General features: G+C 48.1%; 14 protein-coding genes. 10 read left to right on the plus strand and 4 right to left on the minus strand.

Annotated elements, in window-relative coordinates; all coding sequences use genetic code 11:
- The first annotated feature begins 147 nt into the window (after positions 1–147).
- The 4 genes from aldA to OCU49_RS01745 all read left to right on the plus strand — a co-directional run bounded on the left by aldA (position 148) and on the right by OCU49_RS01745 (position 5,872).
- Positions 148–1,572 carry an aldehyde dehydrogenase gene (gene aldA / locus OCU49_RS01730; RefSeq protein WP_261843308.1) on the plus strand — a complete coding sequence of 475 codons (1,425 nt, stop codon included), beginning with the start codon at positions 148–150 and terminating at the stop codon, positions 1,570–1,572.
- A 157-nt stretch (positions 1,573–1,729) separates the two neighbouring features.
- The gene (locus OCU49_RS01735; protein ID WP_261843309.1) at positions 1,730–3,022 is read left to right on the plus strand and encodes an MFS transporter; all 1,293 of its coding nucleotides are present in this window, start codon (positions 1,730–1,732) and stop codon (positions 3,020–3,022) included.
- A complete protein-coding gene (locus OCU49_RS01740) occupies positions 3,022–4,254 on the plus strand; it encodes a mandelate racemase/muconate lactonizing enzyme family protein (protein WP_261843310.1) in 1,233 nt (410 codons plus the stop codon). Before OCU49_RS01735 ends, OCU49_RS01740 begins: the two co-directional genes overlap by 1 nt.
- Before the next feature lie 4 nt (positions 4,255–4,258).
- Positions 4,259–5,872, plus strand: coding sequence for a GMC family oxidoreductase (locus OCU49_RS01745; RefSeq protein WP_261843311.1), 1,614 nt, complete (start codon positions 4,259–4,261; stop codon positions 5,870–5,872).
- A gap of 17 nt (positions 5,873–5,889) precedes the next feature.
- Here OCU49_RS01745 and OCU49_RS01750 read toward each other — a convergent pair whose 3' ends face one another.
- A complete protein-coding gene (locus OCU49_RS01750; RefSeq protein WP_261843312.1) occupies positions 5,890–7,671 on the minus strand; it encodes a hypothetical protein in 1,782 nt (593 codons plus the stop codon).
- A 384-nt stretch (positions 7,672–8,055) separates the two neighbouring features.
- Here OCU49_RS01750 and OCU49_RS01755 point away from each other — a divergent pair, with 384 nt between their 5' ends.
- The 5 genes from OCU49_RS01755 to OCU49_RS01775 all read left to right on the plus strand — a co-directional run bounded on the left by OCU49_RS01755 (position 8,056) and on the right by OCU49_RS01775 (position 15,769).
- The gene (locus OCU49_RS01755; protein ID WP_261843313.1) at positions 8,056–8,691 is read left to right on the plus strand and encodes a TetR/AcrR family transcriptional regulator; all 636 of its coding nucleotides are present in this window, start codon (positions 8,056–8,058) and stop codon (positions 8,689–8,691) included.
- The gene (locus tag OCU49_RS01760; RefSeq protein ID WP_261843314.1) at positions 8,688–10,073 is read left to right on the plus strand and encodes an efflux RND transporter periplasmic adaptor subunit; all 1,386 of its coding nucleotides are present in this window, start codon (positions 8,688–8,690) and stop codon (positions 10,071–10,073) included. Before OCU49_RS01755 ends, OCU49_RS01760 begins: the two co-directional genes overlap by 4 nt.
- A gap of 1 nt (position 10,074) precedes the next feature.
- Complete coding sequence (locus OCU49_RS01765; RefSeq protein ID WP_261843315.1) at positions 10,075–13,176, plus strand: efflux RND transporter permease subunit; 3,102 nt, start codon at positions 10,075–10,077, stop codon at positions 13,174–13,176.
- Positions 13,177–13,206: 30 nt separating this feature from the next.
- Positions 13,207–14,955 (plus strand): ABC transporter transmembrane domain-containing protein, encoded by a 1,749-nt coding sequence (locus OCU49_RS01770; protein ID WP_336605361.1) that lies wholly within the window; start codon positions 13,207–13,209, stop codon positions 14,953–14,955.
- Between the two features lie 154 nt (positions 14,956–15,109).
- Positions 15,110–15,769, plus strand: coding sequence for a hypothetical protein (locus OCU49_RS01775; protein ID WP_261843316.1), 660 nt, complete (start codon positions 15,110–15,112; stop codon positions 15,767–15,769).
- Between the two features lie 197 nt (positions 15,770–15,966).
- On the opposite strand, the gene OCU49_RS01780 is transcribed toward OCU49_RS01775, so the two are convergent.
- Both OCU49_RS01780 and OCU49_RS01785 read right to left on the minus strand, forming a co-directional pair.
- Positions 15,967–16,515, minus strand: a complete 549-nt coding sequence (locus OCU49_RS01780) for an isochorismatase family protein (RefSeq protein WP_261843317.1) — start codon at positions 16,513–16,515, stop codon at positions 15,967–15,969.
- Positions 16,516–16,623: 108 nt separating this feature from the next.
- The gene (locus OCU49_RS01785) at positions 16,624–17,475 is read right to left on the minus strand and encodes a HalD/BesD family halogenase (RefSeq protein ID WP_261843318.1); all 852 of its coding nucleotides are present in this window, start codon (positions 17,473–17,475) and stop codon (positions 16,624–16,626) included.
- Positions 17,476–17,842: 367 nt separating this feature from the next.
- Here OCU49_RS01785 and OCU49_RS01790 point away from each other — a divergent pair, with 367 nt between their 5' ends.
- Complete coding sequence (locus OCU49_RS01790; protein ID WP_261843319.1) at positions 17,843–18,721, plus strand: LysR family transcriptional regulator; 879 nt, start codon at positions 17,843–17,845, stop codon at positions 18,719–18,721.
- A 121-nt stretch (positions 18,722–18,842) separates the two neighbouring features.
- Here OCU49_RS01790 and OCU49_RS01795 read toward each other — a convergent pair whose 3' ends face one another.
- Positions 18,843–19,727 carry a LysR family transcriptional regulator gene (locus OCU49_RS01795; protein WP_261843320.1) on the minus strand — a complete coding sequence of 295 codons (885 nt, stop codon included), beginning with the start codon at positions 19,725–19,727 and terminating at the stop codon, positions 18,843–18,845.
- Positions 19,728–19,821 lie beyond the last annotated feature (94 nt).

Genomic DNA, 19,821 nt, shown 5'->3' on the forward strand with positions numbered 1-19,821 from the left:
CGGTTTAAATACTTAGAAATTAAGTTTCTTAACTATATGTTTTTAAATGTTATTTCTTATATGGAATTTATTTTTCGGATATGGAAGAAAATTGACAGTTACGCCCTGTGCTCCTAGCATTTCATAATCAAATATAGGGTGTGCGTCATGAAAATCGAACAAAATTTTATTGCCAATTCATTCATCGCTTCTGCCAATAGTGCCATGATTCCGGTGTATAACCCGGCCGATGGTGAGTTAGTTGCTCAGGTGCCTTCGGCAACAGCTGATGAAGCAATTGGTGCAGTAAAGACTGCCGCGCAAGCGCAGAAAAGCTGGCGCAAACTCACCAGTGTGGAGCGTGGTGCATATCTGCATAAGCTGGCGGATGCTTTGCTGACGCATAAAGAAGCGATTGGCACTGCGCTGGCGCTGGAATCCGGTAAAAGTCTGGAAGATGCCACCAATGAGGCGGTTTACGCTGCAGACATTACCCGTTATCACGCAGAGTGGGCGCGGCGTATCGAAGGTGAAATAATTCCCAGTGATTCGCCATCTGAAAACTTGTTGCTACAACGTGAGCCTATTGGCGTTATTAGCTGTCTGATCCCGTTTAACTACCCTGTTTATACCTTGCTACGGAAAATTGCACCGGCACTGATTACCGGTAACACGGTCGTTGTAAGACCAAGCAACAATACACCTTGTTCGGCTTTTGAGATTGCCAAAGCAGTACAGGCTGCGGGCATTCCAGCCGGTGTAGTGAACATTCTGACTATGGATCATGCAACGGCAGAGATCGTGTGTACCCATCCTAAGGTCGGCATGATTACGCTGACAGGCAGTGTGGGTGCTGGCCGTAAGGTGCTGGAGTATTCGCAGGTAAACATTGCTAAGTCATCACTGGAACTGGGTGGCAAGACGCCGGCGATTGTCGAAGCAGATGCTGATTTGCAGCAAGCCGCCCGTGAGATCGTTGGTTCAAAAACTACTAACTGTGGACAACTTTGTACAGCAGTAGAGCGCGTCTATGTTCATGAAGCCGTTTACGATGAGTTTGTCAGTTTGCTGAAGCAGCACATGGGTGAGCGACAGTTTGGTGATCGTGCGGCACAGCCTGCACATATGGGGCCTCTGGTTAATGATAACGCCCGTCTGAATATTCATCAGATGGTGGAACGTGCCATTGATGACGGTGCTCAGCTGGAAGTCGGTGGTTATATCCCGGAAGGGCAGGGGCACTTTTATCCACCGACCCTGTTAACCAATTGCCGTCAGGATATGGAAATTGTTCAGGAAGAAATTTTTGGACCGGTACTGCCCGTACTCAAATACAGTAATGCTGAAGAAGCGCTGGAACTGGCTAACGACCATCAGTTTGGTCTGGCATCAGTCATCTATACAGAGAATTACCGCACTGCTATGGGAATGGCAAACAATATTGAAGCCGGTGAAGTGTACATCAACCGTACGCCGGCGGACCCGTATCAGGGGTATCACGCAGGCTGGAAACGTTCTGGTCTGGGCGGGGATGATGGCAAGCATGGCATGCTTGAGTTCACTCAAACCCGGTTAGTGGTACAGAAGTACTGATACTTATCAGGGCTGAGCTGCCCACATCTAACTAGCTCAATCATCACAGAGTCCTATCTGACTGCAGTGTCTACATTGTGGCCCGGGTCTCTGTGTGTCTGAAAACTGTAGCTCGTTGAGAAGATGGCTTTAAGAAAGCCTTAAGGACATAACAATAATGACGACTTTAAATGCTTCGATGGCTGCCGGCTCCGGTAGCACCAACCTGAAACGTTATTTTCAATTTCTACTGTTATTACTGGCGGCAGGGGCAATTTATCCGTTGCTATATCTGCGCCAGAATTTTGAAACCTCTATTCTTGAGGCTTTTCAGATTACTACCTCGGACCTGGGTAATTACTACTCAATGCTCGGGGTGATGTATATGGTGTGCTACCTGCCCAGTGGCTGGCTGGCGGACCGTTTCTCGCCGAAAGGTCTGATTGCGTTTTCAATGCTGCTGACCGGTGGGTTGGGCCTTTGGTTTGCTGCTATCCCTGATAAAGAAATGCTGCCGTATATTTTCGCGGCTTGGGGTATTGGGGCCGGTCTTACTTTTTGGGCTTCGATGCTTAAAGGCGTGAAGATGCTGGCCAGTCATAATGAACAGGGCCGTTTTTTCGGCATTCTTGATGGCGGCCGTGGATTAGTGGAAGCGGTACTGGCGACAATTGCCATTGCCATTTTTGCCTATGCTATTGAGTCTCAGGGACAGAGTAATACCGTGGCGCTACAGCAGGTTATTTATATGTATTCCTTCACTTGTATTGTGATTGGCGTATTGGCATTTCTGTTTATCAGTAACGAACCTGCAAACAAAGAAGCTGCTGACACTAAAGCCAGTAGCAACGGAAATCTTGTCCGTGATCTGAAATTCCTGATGTCTATTCCGGAACTGTGGTTAGTATCGATTATTATTTTCTGTGGCTATCAGCTGTTCTGGGCAACCTATTCCTTCTCTGCTTTTCTACAGGAAGGTTATGAAATTACTGCAGTGACTGCGGGCTTTATTACAGTCGCCAAGTTATGGATGCGGCCTATCGGTGGTATCGGCGCCGGCTTCCTTGGGGATAAATACGGTAAGGAAAATATTCTGGCCGTTGCATTGCTGGGTGCATCTATCGGCTTAGTGGTGATGATTGTTTTCCCGCAGCTGAACTCAGTGTATTTTCTATTGGCAGTCGTGCTGCTAATTGGTGTACTTACTTATGCTATTCGTGGCCTCTACTGGGCGATTCTGGATGACTGTGATATCCCGTTACATGTAACAGGTCTGGCGATTGGTATTGTGTCACTGATTGCTTATACACCGGATATTTTCTTGCCACAGATTAATGGTTTTATTGCTGCCCGCTATGAAGGTGTAACAGTGTATAACCTCTACTTTGGCTATATTGCTGTGATGGGTGTGGTTGGAACACTGACTGCGCTACGGTTGAAAAATATGATTGCGAATAAAAAGGCTTCCTGATGAAAGTTACTTCCTGCGAAACCCATATTGTTGCAACACCGCCGCCGCATGTTGGTGGTATGTACTGGATCTTTGTCAGCCTGAAAACTGAGTGCGGTATTCAGGGGGTTGGTGAGGTGTATGCGGCATCCTTTCATCCAACCGTGATGGAAAAGGCCATAGAAGATGTCTTTGACAGGTATCTGAAAGGCTATGATCCACACCATGTGGAGCGCTTCTTTAGGGAATGTTATTCCAGTGGCTTCACACAGCGCCCGGATCTCACCATGATGGGTGTGGTCAGTGGTCTGGAAATGGCCTGCTGGGACATTATTGGTAAAGCTGCCGGTAAACCTGTGTACGAACTGATAGGCGGCAAGGTTAATCATAAGCTGCGCAGTTATACCTATCTGTACCCGGAAAATGCTCAGGGCGAATACGATTACGACAATGTCGAGCTGGCGGTGGAATGTGCACTGCAGAATAAGGAGCGGGGTTTCACCGCGCTGAAGTTTGATCCGGCGGGGCCTTACACGGCGTATTCAGGGCATCAGTTATCCCAGAACGATCTGGATAAATCAGAGACGTTTTGCCGAAGAATTCGCGAGGCTGTGGGTAACAGCTGTGATCTGCTGTTTGGTACGCATGGTCAGATGACACCAGCAGGCGCTATTCGTCTTGCTAAGCGTCTCGAACCTTATGATCCGTTGTGGTTTGAGGAGCCGGTACCACCAGGTCAGGCAGAAGCGATGGCACAGGTGGCTCAGGCAACCAGTATTCCGGTTGCGACTGGTGAGCGTCTGACAACTAAGTTTGAGTTTCATGATGTGTTGAAGAACCGTGCTGCGGCGATTCTGCAAATGAATCTTGGCCGGGTCGGCGGCATTCTGGAAGGTAAAAAAGTGGCTGCACTGGCAGAGGCATATTATTGCCAGATCGCACCGCACCTTTATAACGGCCCTGTAGGTGCGGCGGCCAGTGTTCAGCTGGCCACCGCGACACCGAATTTTTTGATTCAGGAAAGTATCGGTACCTGGGATGGTTTTCATGCAGAAGTGCTGGAAGAGAAAATCGACTGGCAGGATGGCTATATCATACCCTCAGATAAGCCGGGGTTAGGCGTTGAGCTGAATATGGAAACAGTGAAAGCCTGTTCACCATATAAAGAGCCGACGCTGCATCTTTCTATGGACGCACGGCCATATGATTACAAGCGTCAGTCCTCCACGCACTGGAAGAAAACCGGTCAGTAATATTATGCAATATGACTTCATTATTGTTGGCGCCGGCTCTGCCGGCTGTATTCTGGCGGATCGTCTGAGTGAGTCAGGTAACTATTCAGTTCTGCTGCTGGAAGCGGGAGGGAAAGACAGCCTGCCGTGGATAAAGCTACCTGTAGGCTTTGCTAAAACGTATTACAACCCTGAGTACAATTACATGTATTACAGCCAGTCGGAAGCGGCAATGAACGGCCGTAATATGTATGTGCCCCGTGGCAAAGTTCAGGGGGGCTCAGGTTCGATTAATGCGATGATCTATGTGCGTGGGCAGCGGTCTGATTTTGATGACTGGGCTGCGGCGGGAAATCCAGGCTGGTCATACAATGAGGTACTGCCGTATTTCAAAAAGCTGGAACGGCATCCGGCGGGTAATACGGAGTATCATTCTGCCGAAGGTAAAATGGGTATTTTACCCATGAAGCAGGATGCGCATCCTCTGTGTGACTATTATTTGCAAGCCGCTGAGGAACTTAGCTGGCCGTTAAGTGATGATTTCAACGGGGCCGATTTTGAAGGCGCTGGCGTCTATGAAGCGAACATTAGCAAGGGTCAACGTGATTCCAGTAATACTGCTTATCTGAAGCCTGCTTTACGACGTTCTAACTTGTCAATTATGCATAATGTTCAGGTGCATAAGGTTCAGTTTGATGAGCAGAAACGCACGGACGGCGTGGTTTTTGTGCAGAATGGAATCGAGAAAAAAGCGACAGCTAACCGGGAAGTTATTGTTGCTGCCGGTGCTATAGATTCGCCCAAACTGCTTCAGCTTTCAGGCCTTGGTGATGCTGAATTATTGGCGGAACATAAGATTTCCGAAGTGCAGCATTTGCCCGCTGTTGGGCAGAATTTACAGGATCACTTATGCCTTAGTTATTATTTTCGGGCCAGTGTTAAAACTCTCAATGATGATTTTGGTTCGTTGCTGGGACAGGCGAAAGCCGGTGTGCAATATGTGCTGAACCGGCGTGGCCCGCTGTCGATGAGCGTTAATCAGGCCGGCGGTTTTTTTAAAGGTAGCAGTGCAGAAACACAGCCAAATATTCAGCTGTATTTTAATCCGATGTCTTATCAGATTCCGCCAGACCCCAAGGCGCAGCTGAAGCCGGAACCTTATTCAGGTTTCCTGGTGGCGTTTAACCCTTGCCGGCCAACCAGTATGGGAAGTGTCGAGCTAGCTTCGGCGGATCCGACTGAACCGGCAGCTATCAATTTTAATTATCTTTCCACGGAAAAGGATCTTGCCGAGGTGCAGCAAGGCCATAAACTGGTTCGCGAGCTGATGCAGGCGCCGGCATTGCAGGCAATTACTGTTGAAGAGGTTATGCCGGCAGAAAAGGCGGAAGATGCTGATTCATTACTGGCGTATTTCCGGGAGAATGCTGGATCTATCTATCATGTTTGCGGCACCTGCAGGATGGGCCCGGACAGCGCTGATGCTGTTGTTGATGCCCGTCTGCGGGTACATGGTGTCAGTGGCTTACGGGTGGTCGATGCATCGGTTTTTCCAAACATCACCTCCGGCAACACGAATGCGCCGGTGATGATGGTGGCAGAAAAAGGCGCGGCTATGATCCTTGAGGATCAGGGCTGAAATTCGGTTTCAGCCTGTCAGTTCGCGAGGTGTTTCAGGTACTCGATTTTATCCTCTTCAGCGCGTGCTTCACTGAAAAAACTTAAGGTTTCTATTAGTTGTGTGCGGGCCTGAAATGCTCCAATTTCGCCCGCTTTCACATCAGTTGCGTTGCTGGAGAGGTTGTCCAGTAACTGGCTGCCTACTGTTTCACTGTTTGTCAGCAGTACTCCAACTAAAGCATCAACCTGATCGCCGGCAAGCTCTGTAGCCTGCCAGAATTTCTCTTTCTGTTCTCCGGGCTGAGCAGCTTCGGCCTGCAGCAATGCTGTTGGATTATCCGTTTGTGCAAGGGTGTTAGTGCGCGTCAGGAACCTTGTGAATTGCTGGCTTTGGTCATCTGAATCCTGCAGAGCCAGAGGGGCTGATCCAGTGTTCAGCTGGTTGATGTCCTGTACTAGCTGGTCGCGCTGTTCAGCGTTTAACTCAGAGAAAGTAGTGTTCAACTGTGTACTGCGGCTCATGTCATCCTGATTCAGCCAGGCATCAGTCACCATCAGACGGATCATGTTTTTCTGATCGCGTTTGCTCTGGTAGTCGTCTTTTACTTCGTAGCGTGCTTCCGGGTCACCAGTATCATCACCTAACCGGCTGAGTGAGATACCTTCGCGGGTTTGATGGTTGTCACGTAGCTGATCAAGTGTTTCGATAATCTGCGGATTATCTTCCAGTTCAAGGTTTTCTGCTTCATCTCCGACCAGTGTATCAAGGCCAACCCGGGTAATTTCCAGATAGCTGCGCTGGTGGGTTGCATCCATGTAGCTGAGTTTATCTGTCATGGCGGATAGTTGTTCATCACTGAACTGATACTCAGAAATAAAGCTCATGGTGGTATCAAGCATATCCTTAAGTACCCAGGGCATTTCATTATCGTAATCGATATTCGCCCGGTCAGGTATTTCATAGCCTGTCCAGGGGCTGAAGCCACGTTCAAACCCTGACCGTGCCTGCTCGGTTAAGCCGCCGAGATAATTTAAAAAAGAATCAGTCGTTTGTTCTGAGCGACCTTCCAGACCGCTGACAACATCCTGACCTAACTGGTTATCGGAGCCGAAAATCAACAGTAGGGTGTCCTGTTGGCTGTCTGTGAATGTCTGCAGGGAATCCAGCATGGCATCCGGATCATCGGTTTTATGGATGGCGCTGACGAAGTTGTACAAATTATTAGCCGAAGGTGATGGCTGGGTATGCGGGAGGATCGCATTGGCGGTATAGGTAACATCGGCAGGTCTGCTTATTACCTGTTTGGCATAGCTGGCGGCTTGTTCCAATACTCTTAACTGTGTATCAGCAGATAAATTTGTCAGATCCGCCACGAATTCTTTGGCCAGCCTGGCTGTTGCCATACTGTAGTTTGGGGCCTGGTTAACGGTCGCCGGTGTCTGTAATTTATCAATGCTGCTGGCTAAATGACCGAGTGCTGTATCGTCCAGTGATTCTGCCAGTGTCAGAAAACTATCGTCCAGAATTATTTCGGTATTGATCAACGACTGGCGCTGCTCATCGGTGACTCTGCTTAGCAGGTTTTCAATACGCTCATTTCTCTCGTCACCAATGACGATGTATTGCTTAACAGATGCGGACTGATCCGTTTTTTGGAATGACTCAGCTCGTTGTGCATCAGGCATAGTCTGCTGTTTTTCTATGCTTGTATGGTTTGTCTGTAAGTTACTTTTCAGCTGCTTCAGAGCTGTATTTTCGGCCTGAGGGCGCAGCTGCGCAGTTTTGGTATTTGTCAGAACAGCAGAGGTAAGTTTCATGGTTCCATCCTTGTGGTCTTCAGTAATCTGAATTACCGACATATTGCTACTAATTACTGTTTCGGCCACGGATAGCATTTTTATATGCACAGATAGGGAAAATATTAGCGGTACAGAGGTTTGAGGCTGGCAACTGGCTGGATTCTATGTGTTATCCGACCTATCTGTTCCGCTTATACGCTATGAGCAGGTATCAGAAAGGCAGTGTATTCAGCTAAGGGTCGTTACTTCCTGGCTTTACATTTATTTACAAAAAGTTAACACAAGTTAATCCTAGCTTGAGGAATACTCTTGGCCGCTGTTTTTTAAAAGATAGGTTACAAGCGATAAATAAGTCGCTATTATTAATTTATCATTTGATAAATTAAATATCGGTAACCTCCTATGACTCAACTTTCAAAACCAAAGCGCGGCCGTCCTGCTGATCCTGCATTACAGGAAAAGCGTCGGGAAGATCTGATTGATGCCGCTTTTGAACTGTTACGTCATAAGAGCTATCGCAGCATTACTATTCGGGATCTGGCCAGCGAGGCTCAGACTCAGTCAGCAATGATCAAATACTATTTTGATGATAAGCAGGGGCTTTTTCTGGCGTTACTGGAAAGAATCAGTAAACAGCAACAGAGCAATTTTGATGAGGTTTGGCAGTCTGAGCAGCCTTTAAAAACGTTTATTCATTCTTCGGTAAAATTTTTCTCAGCAAATCAGCCGGTTACCCGGCTGATTGCTGACGAGGTCATTGCCGGGGATAGCGAACTGAAGAAAGCTTTCATTGCTACTTTGCCGAAACGAACCGCCGAAATGCTGCCAAAGCTGATTGCCGCGGAGCAGGACGCCGGTCACATCAGGGCGGATATGAACCCCAAATGGCTGGGTTTTTCGCTGATCAATATGATTATTACGCCGTTTGTCGCGGTACCTGTACGTGAACAGGTATGGCATATCAGTCACGAAGAAATCTCCAGTGATGCCTGGGCGGAACATGTTTATAGAATTTTTACAGAGGGAGCTGGGATATGAGCCAGACAGATAAAAAATCCTGGTTTGGCCGTTTTTGGGCACTTCCGGCAGTGGTGTTGCTGGGTATCGTAATCGCTCTGGTGATTGTGAAATCACAACCCAAAATGCAGCATCAGGTAAGTGAATCTAAAGGTGCTCCGGTGACTACCCTCCAGGTTGCTGAGTATCAGGTAAAGCCAGGCGTTACCGGTTATGGTGAAGTTGAGCCGGATATTTTACTGGATGTTCGCGCGGAAGTGGCTGGCAAAGTTGTTTACGTGCATCCCCAACTGAAACAAGGCGTTATCCTGCCGGCAGGTACTCTGGTTGTACAGGTTGATGACAGTGATTACATGCTGGCGCTTAAAAAAGCTGAAGCTACCCTGGCACAAAACCGTGCAAACTTAGCCGAGCAGGACATCACCCGACGGGATGCAGAGCTGGATCTTAAGCTGGCTAAGGATAAATTAACCTTAACGTCTAAGGAGTTGGTGAGGTTTGAGCAGTTGCTCAAGAAACGCTCGGTTGCTCAGTCGCAGGTAGATAGCCAGAGAAACGCGGTGTTGCAGGCACGTCAGGAAGTACAGAGCTTACAGAATAGTCTGGATGCTCTGCCCTATAGCACGGAAGTTCTTCAGGCACAGTTAGATATTGCTGAAGCTGAGGTGGCTGCTCAGGCGCTGAATCTTGAACGGACACAGGTACATTTACCTTTCGATGCACGTATTGCCAGCCAGTCTGTCGAGACTAACCAGTATGTAGGTTTAAATGCATCGCTGTTTTCTGCACAGACTATCGATAAGGTTTTGGTGAATGCTCAGTTTGCCTTACCGCAAATGCGCTTATTATCCCGAGGATTTGATTTGCCAACGGATGATGCTGAGGTGTTTTTGCAGGAAGGTCAGGATGCTGAGAACCTGATGCGTCGTTTAGGCCTGACAGCAAGTGTTAGCCTGGTAGGCCACGATGCGAGTGTCTTCTGGGAAGCTAAGGTTGAGCGAATCAGTAATAATCTTGATCCGGTATCCCGCACGGTAGGCGTCATTATCAGTGTAAGCAGGCCTTATGAACAGGTTGAACCGGGTATTAAACCGCCCTTAATCGATGGCATGTACATGCAGGTTGAATTGCAGGGGCGGGCTCAGCCGTTTTTGGTCGTGCCACGTACAGCGTTACATGAGGGTGAACTTTATCTGGTAGATGCAGAGCAAAAGTTGGTGAGGCAACCAGTTGAAGGGTTCCCGCAGCAGCAAATGTTACTGCTTGATCCACAGCAGGTGAGTTTACTGTCTGATCAGGTGATCACTTCGGACCTGTTTCCGGCGGTGAGCGGCATGCTACTGGAGACGCAAAAGGATACAGCAAAGCAGCAAGTGTTAGCCGACTGGCTGGAGGCGCACTGAAATGATTCGATTTTTTGCGGCTCACCCGACTGCAGCCAACTTACTGATGGGGCTGTTTTTGTTGGCGGGGATTTTAGCTTTGCCGGATATCAAACGGGAAACCTTTCCTGAAATTGATAAATATGAAATACAGGTAACCGTTGCGTATCCCGGGGCTGCTGCCACCGATGTTGAGCTGGGTATATGTAAACCGTTAGAAGATGCAATGGATGGCATCAGTTTTATGGAAGAAAAGCGTTGTGAAGCGCGTGATTCCAGCGCAATCATGACGTTGAAAATGCTTGAATCCGGTAATTTTAGTGAGTTTCTGGAAGACGTTAATTCTGCCGTCGACGGTGTGGATAACTTTCCACAGGACAGCGAAACGCCAATTGTTGCTGAAACTGGCCGCACCCAGGATGTTGTGACTGTTGCACTGACCGCAGATTTACCCCGCCGTGATTTAAAAACACTGGCAGAGCAGCTAAAGCAGCGAATGCTGCAAGCGCCGGGTATTCCGCTGGTTGAGATTCAGGGATTCGGTAAACGGGAATTTCAGGTTCATGTAGCACAGCATAATCTGCGTCAGTATGGCCTTAGCCTGCAGGATATAGCAGACAAGATCAGCGGTCAGAATGTTGATATGCCGGCGGGTGAGCTGAGTGGTCGGGATCAGGAATATCAGATTCGCTTCAGTGATGAAAAACGTACTACCGATGAATTAGCGCAGCTGATAGTCATCCGTGGTGATCAGCGCAGCGAACTCCGTTTAGGAGACATCGCGACTATTCACAGTGGTTTCGACACAGATGCCAACAAGGTGACCTACAACGATCAGCCTGCGGCGTTTCTTAAAATCAGTAAGAACACGGTTGATGACAGCCTGGATGTATTGACTGCTGTTGAGACCTTTATTGAAACCGAACAGCAAAAATTACCAGCAGAAGTACAGTTAGCACTTACTCAGGACTCCACCAGTATTATTGAGGACCGCATCAGCATGCTGGCGAAGAATGCCTGGCAGGGGCTGTTGCTGGTGTTTGCTGTGATGTGGCTGTTTTTCGGTACCCGCTATGCATTCTGGGTGGTCATGGGATTACCTGTCTCCTTTCTGGCCAGTGCCTTTGTACTGGGTATGCTGGGGATGAGTATTAATATGCTGTCGATGGTGGCTTTGCTGCTGGCGCTGGGTATTTTGATGGATGATGCCATCGTTATTTCTGAGAGTATTGGCCAGCAGCTGCGTCATGGCAAAAAGCCACTGCAGGCCGCTATAGATGGCACCAGTCTGGTTGCTAAAGGTGTGTTTTCATCCTTCCTGACGACTTTATGTATATTTAGCGGCCTGTTAAGCCTGACCGGTGATATTGGTCAGATTCTGGTCGTGATTCCTGTGGTGCTGATTTCGGTGATATCCGTATCACTGATAGAAGCGTTTTTTATTCTGCCGCACCATTTGTATCATTCACTGGAGCAGGCAGGTAAGCAAAAGGCCTCAGTGGTACGTCTCAAGGTCGACGAAGTTTTTGACCGGCTCAGGCTGAAAATAGATGCAACGGTAAATGCACTGATCCGTATTCGCTATGCATTTGTCGGTGGGGTAATCGCGTTACTCATAGTGTCGGTCAGTTTACTGGCATCCGGTGTGGTTAAGTTTTCGGCATTTCCGACGGTGGAAGGAGATATCTTACAGGCCAGGGTTCTGATGCCAACGGGAACACCTATCGAGAAAACTGAGCAAGTGGTTGCCCGGTTAAAGCAGCAATTACTGAGTATTACAGAACCGTTAAGTGATGCGCAGGGTGAGCCGGTGGTAAAAGCCGTGACGGTTAACTACGGAACCAATGCTGATGCATTTGAATCCGGTCCGCATCTGGCAACCATCAGTGTGGATTTACTGACAGCGGAAACGCGCAACTTTTCGATTAATACGCTGAAACAAAAGTGGCTTGAACAGGCTGATGCTATTCAGGGAGCCTGGAGTATTGCGATTAAAGAACCGGGTCTTGGACCTGCGGGCCGGGCAATCGAAATTCGCTTGCAGGGAGCCGATCTGGATCAGCTATCCCTGGCATCTCATGAGTTACAGGGTTGGTTGGCGGGGTACCCTGGTGTTAATAACTTGCTGGATGATTTACGGCCGGGTAAGCCTGAATTTACTTTGCATTTGAAAGACGGAGCTTACAGTCTGGGGATGACTGCACAGAGTATTGCCGTGCAGCTGCGGGCGGCATTCCAGGGCAGCAAGGTGATTGAGTCCAGTATTGGTTTAGAAAGTTATGAAGTGATCGTTGAACTGGATGAGGCTTCCCGGGATGAACTGGCCGATTTCGATAATTTTCCGATTATTAATCCGCTTAACGGCGCCGTTATTCCGCTGGGTAATGTGGCTGAAATTGTACCCACACGGAGCTTTTCACGGATTCACCGTATCGATAATCTGAGAACAGTGACTGTGCTCGGTGATATAGATGCCAATCTAAATAATACCAATGCTGTACTGGGTGATATGAAACAGAGTTTTCTGCCCGGGTTTGCCGCGCGGTATCCAGATGTGAAGCTGGTGTTGAAAGGCGAGGTGGCCGAAGGCGGTGAAACTCAGGGGTCTATGGGGACGTCGCTGCTGATGGGGTTAGCGGGTATTTTTATTCTGCTGAGTTTTCAGTTCCGGTCTTATATGGAACCGTTTATTGTCATGGTTAATATTCCGCTGGCACTGATAGGCGTCATTTGGGGGCACTGGTTATTAGGTCTGGATATAACTATGCCATCAATGCTGGGCTTCGTATCGCTGGCGGGCATTGTCGTGAATGATTCTATTCTGTTAGTCGAGTTTGTAAAACGACGTATTGCTGAAGGCATGAGTGTGCATGCGGCGGCCGCCAGAGCCAGTCATGACCGCTTCCGGGCAGTATTGCTGACGTCTCTGACGACGATTGCCGGTATGACTCCGCTGTTATTTGAAACCAGCTTACAGGCGCAAATTCTGATCCCCCTGACTGTTAGTATTGTGTTTGGTATTGCCAGTTCAACTTTGCTGGTGTTGTTTGTAGTGCCATGTTGTTACAGCATTCTGGAAGATTTTGGTCTGGCGAATTCCAGGCAACATGTTGTAGATGCATAACCCGTTAATGACCCGAACAGGACTCTGAACTTGAGTAAAATCCGTAAGCTTTCGACGCTGTTTCAACTGGTACAGTTTATGTTGCCATACCGGCGTCAGTGGCTGGGCGCAATGGTTGCTTTGTTATTTACGGCTGGTATTACTTTGATGATTGGTCAAGGGGTGAAGCTGGTAATTGATAACGGTTTTATTGCCGGCTCTGTGACCCAGTTAAACCAGGCGATTATTGTGCTGATTATCATGGCGCTGTTGATGGCCGGTGGCACTTTTGTACGTTTTTATCTGGTTTCCTGGCTGGGAGAGCGAATCACAGCAGATATACGTCAGGCGGTGTTTAATAACCTGATGGGGCTGCATACCAGTTACTTTGAAGTAAACCGCAGCGGCGAGATTATGTCGCGTTTAACGACTGATACAACCTTGCTACAGGCAATTATCGGCAGTGCTTTTTCAATGGCGCTGCGCAGTATTGTAACGACTTTGGGCGCGCTGGTGATGTTGTTTGTTACTAACGTAAAACTGAGTCTGATCATTGTCGCAGGCGTACCACTGGTCTTGCTGCCGGTGCTGTTGTTTGGTCGCAGAGTACGTACTTTAGCGCGTAAAAGTCAGGACAGTATTGCGGATGTTGGCACCTATGCGGGTGAAGCAATTCAGCAGATTAAAACTGTGCAGAGTTATACCCAGGAAGCGCAGGAAAGCCGCGCCTTTGCCCGGGAAGTAGATACTGCGTTTGGTGTTGCCCGCCAGCGTATCAGTCAGCGGGCATTATTGATGGCACTGGTCATTGTGCTGGTGTTTAGTGCTTTATCAGGCATGCTCTGGATTGGCGGTCATGATGTGATTACCGGCGCGATGAGCGGTGGTGATCTGGGCGCTTTTGTTTTTTATGCATTGATTGTCGCCATGGGCGCAGGGACTTTGTCGGAAGTTTACGGTGAGCTGCAGCGTGCGGTAGGTGCGACAGAACGGCTAATGGAGCTGCTCAATGCCGAAAGCGAAATAACTGCTCCGGCAGCCCCGGTTGATGCCGCGGAACTGGATGCCAGTCTGAGTCTGACGGATGTGACGTTTAATTATCCGTCCCGACCGGATCAGAATGCGCTGAGTGATTTCACTCTGCATATTCCTCAGGGCAAGATTACTGCCTTAGTAGGACCTTCCGGGGCAGGAAAGTCGACGGTGTTTGAGCTGTTATTGCGGTTTTATGATCCTCAGCAAGGCTGTGTCTCTCTGGCGGATACGGATCTGCGTCAGCTGGATCCGCAGCAACTGCGTCAGCAAACGGCTTTAGTTGCCCAGCAACCGTCGCTATTTACAGCTAACGTGCTGGATAACATCCGCTATGGACGAGCCCTGGCAACCGATGCTGAGGTGCAGGCGGCGGCAACCGCTGCTCATGCGCATGAGTTTATTGAGCGGTTGCCAAATGGCTATCAGAGTGATCTGGGGGAGCAGGGTGTACGTTTGTCCGGAGGGCAGAAGCAACGCATAGCGATCGCCAGGGCAATTTTGAATGATCCGCGTATTCTCCTGCTGGATGAAGCGACCAGTGCACTGGATACTGAGAGCGAACATGCTATTAAACTGGGCTTAGATAATCTGATGGAGGGACGAACAACAGTCATTATCGCTCACCGTTTATCGACTATTTTGCATGCGGATCAGATTGTTGTAATGGATCAGGGAAAGGTTGTTGCAACAGGTAAGCATACTGAGCTTCTGGAATCATCTGCATTATATAAACGACTGGCATCGTTGCAGTTCAAAGAGGCCTGATCTTGCCGTTAACTTGCCGCTTGTTGTGCAGGTAATATTATGAAAACAGACGAAAAAGGCGGTTTTCAGGCTGTATTAGAGGCGATATGAGTAGCAGACGGTTTTGGCATTAATTTTGTATATAACCTGTTTGTAACCAATAAGGACATACATCATGCAGGTTTTGACAAGCGCTCCACAAACAACCAGTCAGTCAACGCAGGCGGAAACTGCTGCCAGTAAAACGACGGAGGCCGGTACCACAACGGCTGCTGACAAAGCCACAGCAACGACATCTGATAGCAGTGGTGATAAAAAAGTGTTCAGCTCACGGGGGGAGAAATTTGCCCAGCTGAATAAAGAGTTCGATATCACAGGTTCGGATTTTAAGATTACTAATCAGTTTCTTAGCCGGTTATCTGAACTGGGTATTATTACTGAAAGTGAAGCGTCCAAGCTGACAAGTGGTTTGAATACGACTACCGGATCTACTGATACAGTCGCGGGTCTTAAAGGCGCGATTGATGCGATTTCCAGCCGGGTTAAGGATGAAGATGGCGTCTCCAGCCTGTTGAGCTTGTTGGATAACTCTAAGCAGATTCTGGATAACCTGGATGGATCAAAAAGTAAGACCTTTCCTGTCGATCCTGCCACGGCAGCAGCAGAGTTAGAGAGTTTTTTAAAGAGTGATGATGCCAAGATCCTGACAGACAAAGAGAAGGAATCTCTGAAGGATGTCCAGACCGCGCTGAATATTGCTGACAAACTGAGTCCTGAGCAGCGCACATCAGCGGAAGTCAGTAAGTATATGTCGATACTGAAGCAGTTCGGCTAATACTTCACTGGTTATTATCTTACTTAAGTAAGCTTTTGAGTAAGTTCTTAAGTAAGTTCTTAAGTCAGTTCTTGAGTAAACTTTCTGCGTTCGTCAGGCCTGCTGAGAACAGCTGGCTGACGTATCACATGACATCAGAGTATGAAAAAAACGGTAAGCAGAAAGATTCTGCTTACCGCTGTTGTATGACTGACTGTTTATAGTGCCAGAATCTGTTCGGTAGTCAGGACTTCTGCAAATTCACCCTGCAGGGTAGACAGGCTAACAGAATGAACGGTTTCAGCACTGTGCGTAATACCGTCAGGGCCGGTTACTTCGTAGGCCCATACTCCATCCGAAGTATACAGGGTGTCAAAGCCCAGGTTGCTGGCGGAGCGGGCAGCAGATTCAGCACAGTGATTGGCTGTCGCCCCGCAAATAACAACACGTTCAATATTCTTAGCACGCAGCATCTGTTCTAAATCGGTACCGACAAAGGCGCTGCTGCCCAGTTTGATAACGACTGGTTCGTCACCCTGAGGTGCTGCAAAAGGTTGTACAGCAGCTCCGGGTGCTTCTGAGAAGAATGGATCTTCAGGGTCGGTGCCGTGGTGGTGAACATGGACAATAACATCGCCTTTCTCGCGGAAAGTGCTCAGCAGTCTGGTGATGTTATCTGCGGCAGCAGGATTAGACCGCTTTGCACCGTTATTGTCGTCTTCTAAAAGTGCCATTTGCACGTCAATCACAAGTAGAGCTGTATTCATGAGTTGTCCTTTGTTTTTCAGGATCTGTAGTTATTGGAAAACAGTTAGCCTGCATCTAATCAGTTATGTATTACTTAATTAAGCAACAGGTTACTAAAATGTCAGTTATCAGGCTTTACGCGATTCGATAATTTTCTTAGCCCTTGGGCCGTAAATGCGGATGTTTATATCATCGTCAATGACGACTCCAGGCTCTTCAGCGTAGGTCAGAATAGCACTTATACGAGGTTTTGAACCTTCTATCTCGGTTACGCCGTGAAGTGAGTAGCCACCCCGGAATAAGGTTAAAGTACCGGCACCACGACTGAGTATATTTGCCTTGGAAGTATCTCCGGATAGCAACCGGGCAACGGCTTCATGGTCTTCATCCTCATCGGTACGTGAGTTTGCCAGGAAGGTAAACTCGCCACCTTTTTCAGCGGGTTGCAGTAACAGTGTCACAGTGCATTCAGTGGTATCGTAATGCCATGCATGCCAGCTGCCCGGTTCCAGCCCGACAACATTGAGTGCCTGAAACTCATCTTCGCAGCGGTATAGCGTTGGTTTTTTCTGCACCTGACGAATAAAGTCGGTCAGGATGTCGGACTTATAGAGTTGCTTAATCAGAGTATCAGCAGGTAGCTGGTCATCGGCCAGCTGCAGTGCCCTGTGGGTATATTCTTTACTGGCGGGATTATCTTCTGCCAGAGCGGCATTTGCAGCCCCCTGATAGATATTACGCTTGATAACCAGTTCTTCAGCTTCCGGTAGCAGCTGGTTAGCTTCTCCGGTCAGCGCTTCCAGCTGTTCCGGTTTAATGAAGTCTGCAAAGCTGCACCAGCCTACCTGTTCCATTTGCTGTTGGCATGCAGCCAGGAATTCAGCACCTGCGCCCTGCGTTAAGTCTGCAATAGGGTAACGCTCAAGGTCTACAATATTCAGAACAAAGTCATCTGTATTGATTAAAGGCTGTGCAGTCATACTGAAACTCCTGTTTATGATTATTTTTATGGGGCCGCTTTATTGGAGAGCTTTATGGGACAACCTTATTGGACAGTTAAGGTGCCTGAGTTGATAAATGCTTCACCGGTTATGATTGATACAGTTAGTATGTAAATCTCAGGAAAATATGAACAACGAAATAATCATGGGCTATGCGCATAGTTTTTTTATGGCAGAGCTGTTTAGTTGAGCTTGATAGCGAAGCTTTAAATAGCGCTATAAACAGTGTTAGGTAAGTTGTGCTGAATTGTTCAGAAACAGGTTATGTGGAAGCGACTTGAGAGAGAGCTGGGAAAGAGAACAGTAGTAACTGGACTGCTATTCAGCAAGCTGTGGCGGAGAGAAAATGAACAGAAATATCAACCTGAACTGGCTGCGAACTTTTGAGGCCACTGCACGTTATCTGAGCTTTACTGCTGCCAGTAAAGAGCTGGGGCTGACGCAAACTGCGGTGAGCATTCAGATAAAGTCGCTGGAAACAAAGTTGGGGCAGAAGCTGTTCATCCGGGGGCCAAAGAGCCTGGACCTGACAGAAGTCGGCAAGGCCTATTTGCCTGCAGTACGGGAGTCTTTACGGAGCTTGTCGGTGTCTACTGACGGTCTGTTTAATCCGAATCAGGCGAATACCCTGGTGGTCAGGGCTTCGGTGGCGCTGATTGTCTGGTTAGCGCCTAAGTTGCATGATTTTAAAGCTCAGTACCCTGATGTCGGCATAAAGTTTGTCACATCCATTTGGCCGGATGGTCTGGAAATGGAAGATGTGGATATCGATATTGTGTTGGCCGCAAATAATCAGCCGCATTCAAAACTGGAAAAGTTATCAGCAGAGCGGTTGGTATCAATCAGTGGTCTTCAGGTTGCTAAAGGTATCCATAGCGAAGCTGATTTGCTGCAGTGTCAGCTGGTGCAAATTACAGGATTTGAAGATCACTGGGATCACTATTTAAGCCACTTTAACTTGCGACAGGATACCAGTGCTGTAAATCTTCAGGTTGATACTTCAGTTGCTGCCTGTGAGCTGGTGGCCTGTAATCTGGGCTGTGCTGTCGTGCTTGAACGCTTTGCGCTGGGCGCTATTGAGAGTGGCAGAGAGGTGCTCTTAAGCGGCCAGGCTGTGCCGCTTAACCAGAGTCATTATTTCTCTGCTTCTGAAACGATGAAAGTGAGTAAACCCTACACCGATGCATTCAAGGCATGGCTGCGGGATATTTTTCGGGAAGAATAAGCTGTTAATAGCCCGATGTTTTTCGTTTTAATTATTTCTTGCCGAGCTGACTAGGCGGCGCATCAGATCAATGTGTCTATTGAACTGATATTTCGTTTAGATCAACCCTGTCGTGCTTTATTCAGCTGATTTTTGCAGGCAGATCAAAACGGCTTTCGGCGTCTGCTGAAAGTGTTTTTAGGCTCTTAATGGCGACATCATAGAGTTCAGTTTTGTCCGCATTCTTGCGATACACTGCCGAGACTGGCTGAAGGATTTGGGGTGCGTCTTCAACCAAGTAGAATTCACCGCTTTCAATCAGGCTTTTTGCGCGCCAGGACTGTATATATACCGAGCCTTGCTTTTCTTTCAGGTATTCAATGGCCATAGTTCCCAGCCCCATAGTTACGCCCCGGGCGGTCAGAGATGGCACTAACTCGCTATGGGCAGCATGGAACCCCGGACACCAGCCTATATATACATACTGATCGCGATCCAGCGTTTCCAGGTTACAGGGCTCGGTTGAAATCAGTACAAATTCATCATCAAACAGTTTGATAATTTCAATGTCCAACATGATGCGAGGCTGGTACATCACAGCAATATCCAGCATGTTATCGACAATATGCTGCATCATCGACATCGAATAGTCCGCTTCAATATGCAGGGCGATGTTTGGATAACGTTTGCGCATATCAATGATCCAGCGGTTCACCAGGGTCTCCCAGACACTGAATTGGGTCGCCAGCCGAAGGATGCCTTCATAGCCTCTGGGCAACGATAATTCCTGCTGAGCATGTCGCCAGATATCACAGATCTGTAGTGCATATTGCTGAAATTTTATGCCTGAACTTGTCAGTTCAGCGCCAAACCGGCCCCGGGTGAAAAGCTCGACACCGAGCGACTCTTCAAGGCTTTTAATTCGGGTGCTCACCGCTGACTGAGTTATGCACAGGCTTTCGGCGCTGCGGTTAAAATTGCGACTGCTGGCAACACTCAAAAAAGTCTCAAGCTGCTGATGGTTCATAACCCGTTACCTACTACAAAATAAATATTCAATCATTGATGCAGATCATATCTGCGCAAACAATACATTAAATTTATCTATCTTTTGAAGCGGT

Source organism: Aliamphritea ceti, assembly GCF_024347215.1.
GTDB lineage: Bacteria > Pseudomonadota > Gammaproteobacteria > Pseudomonadales > Balneatricaceae > Amphritea > Amphritea ceti.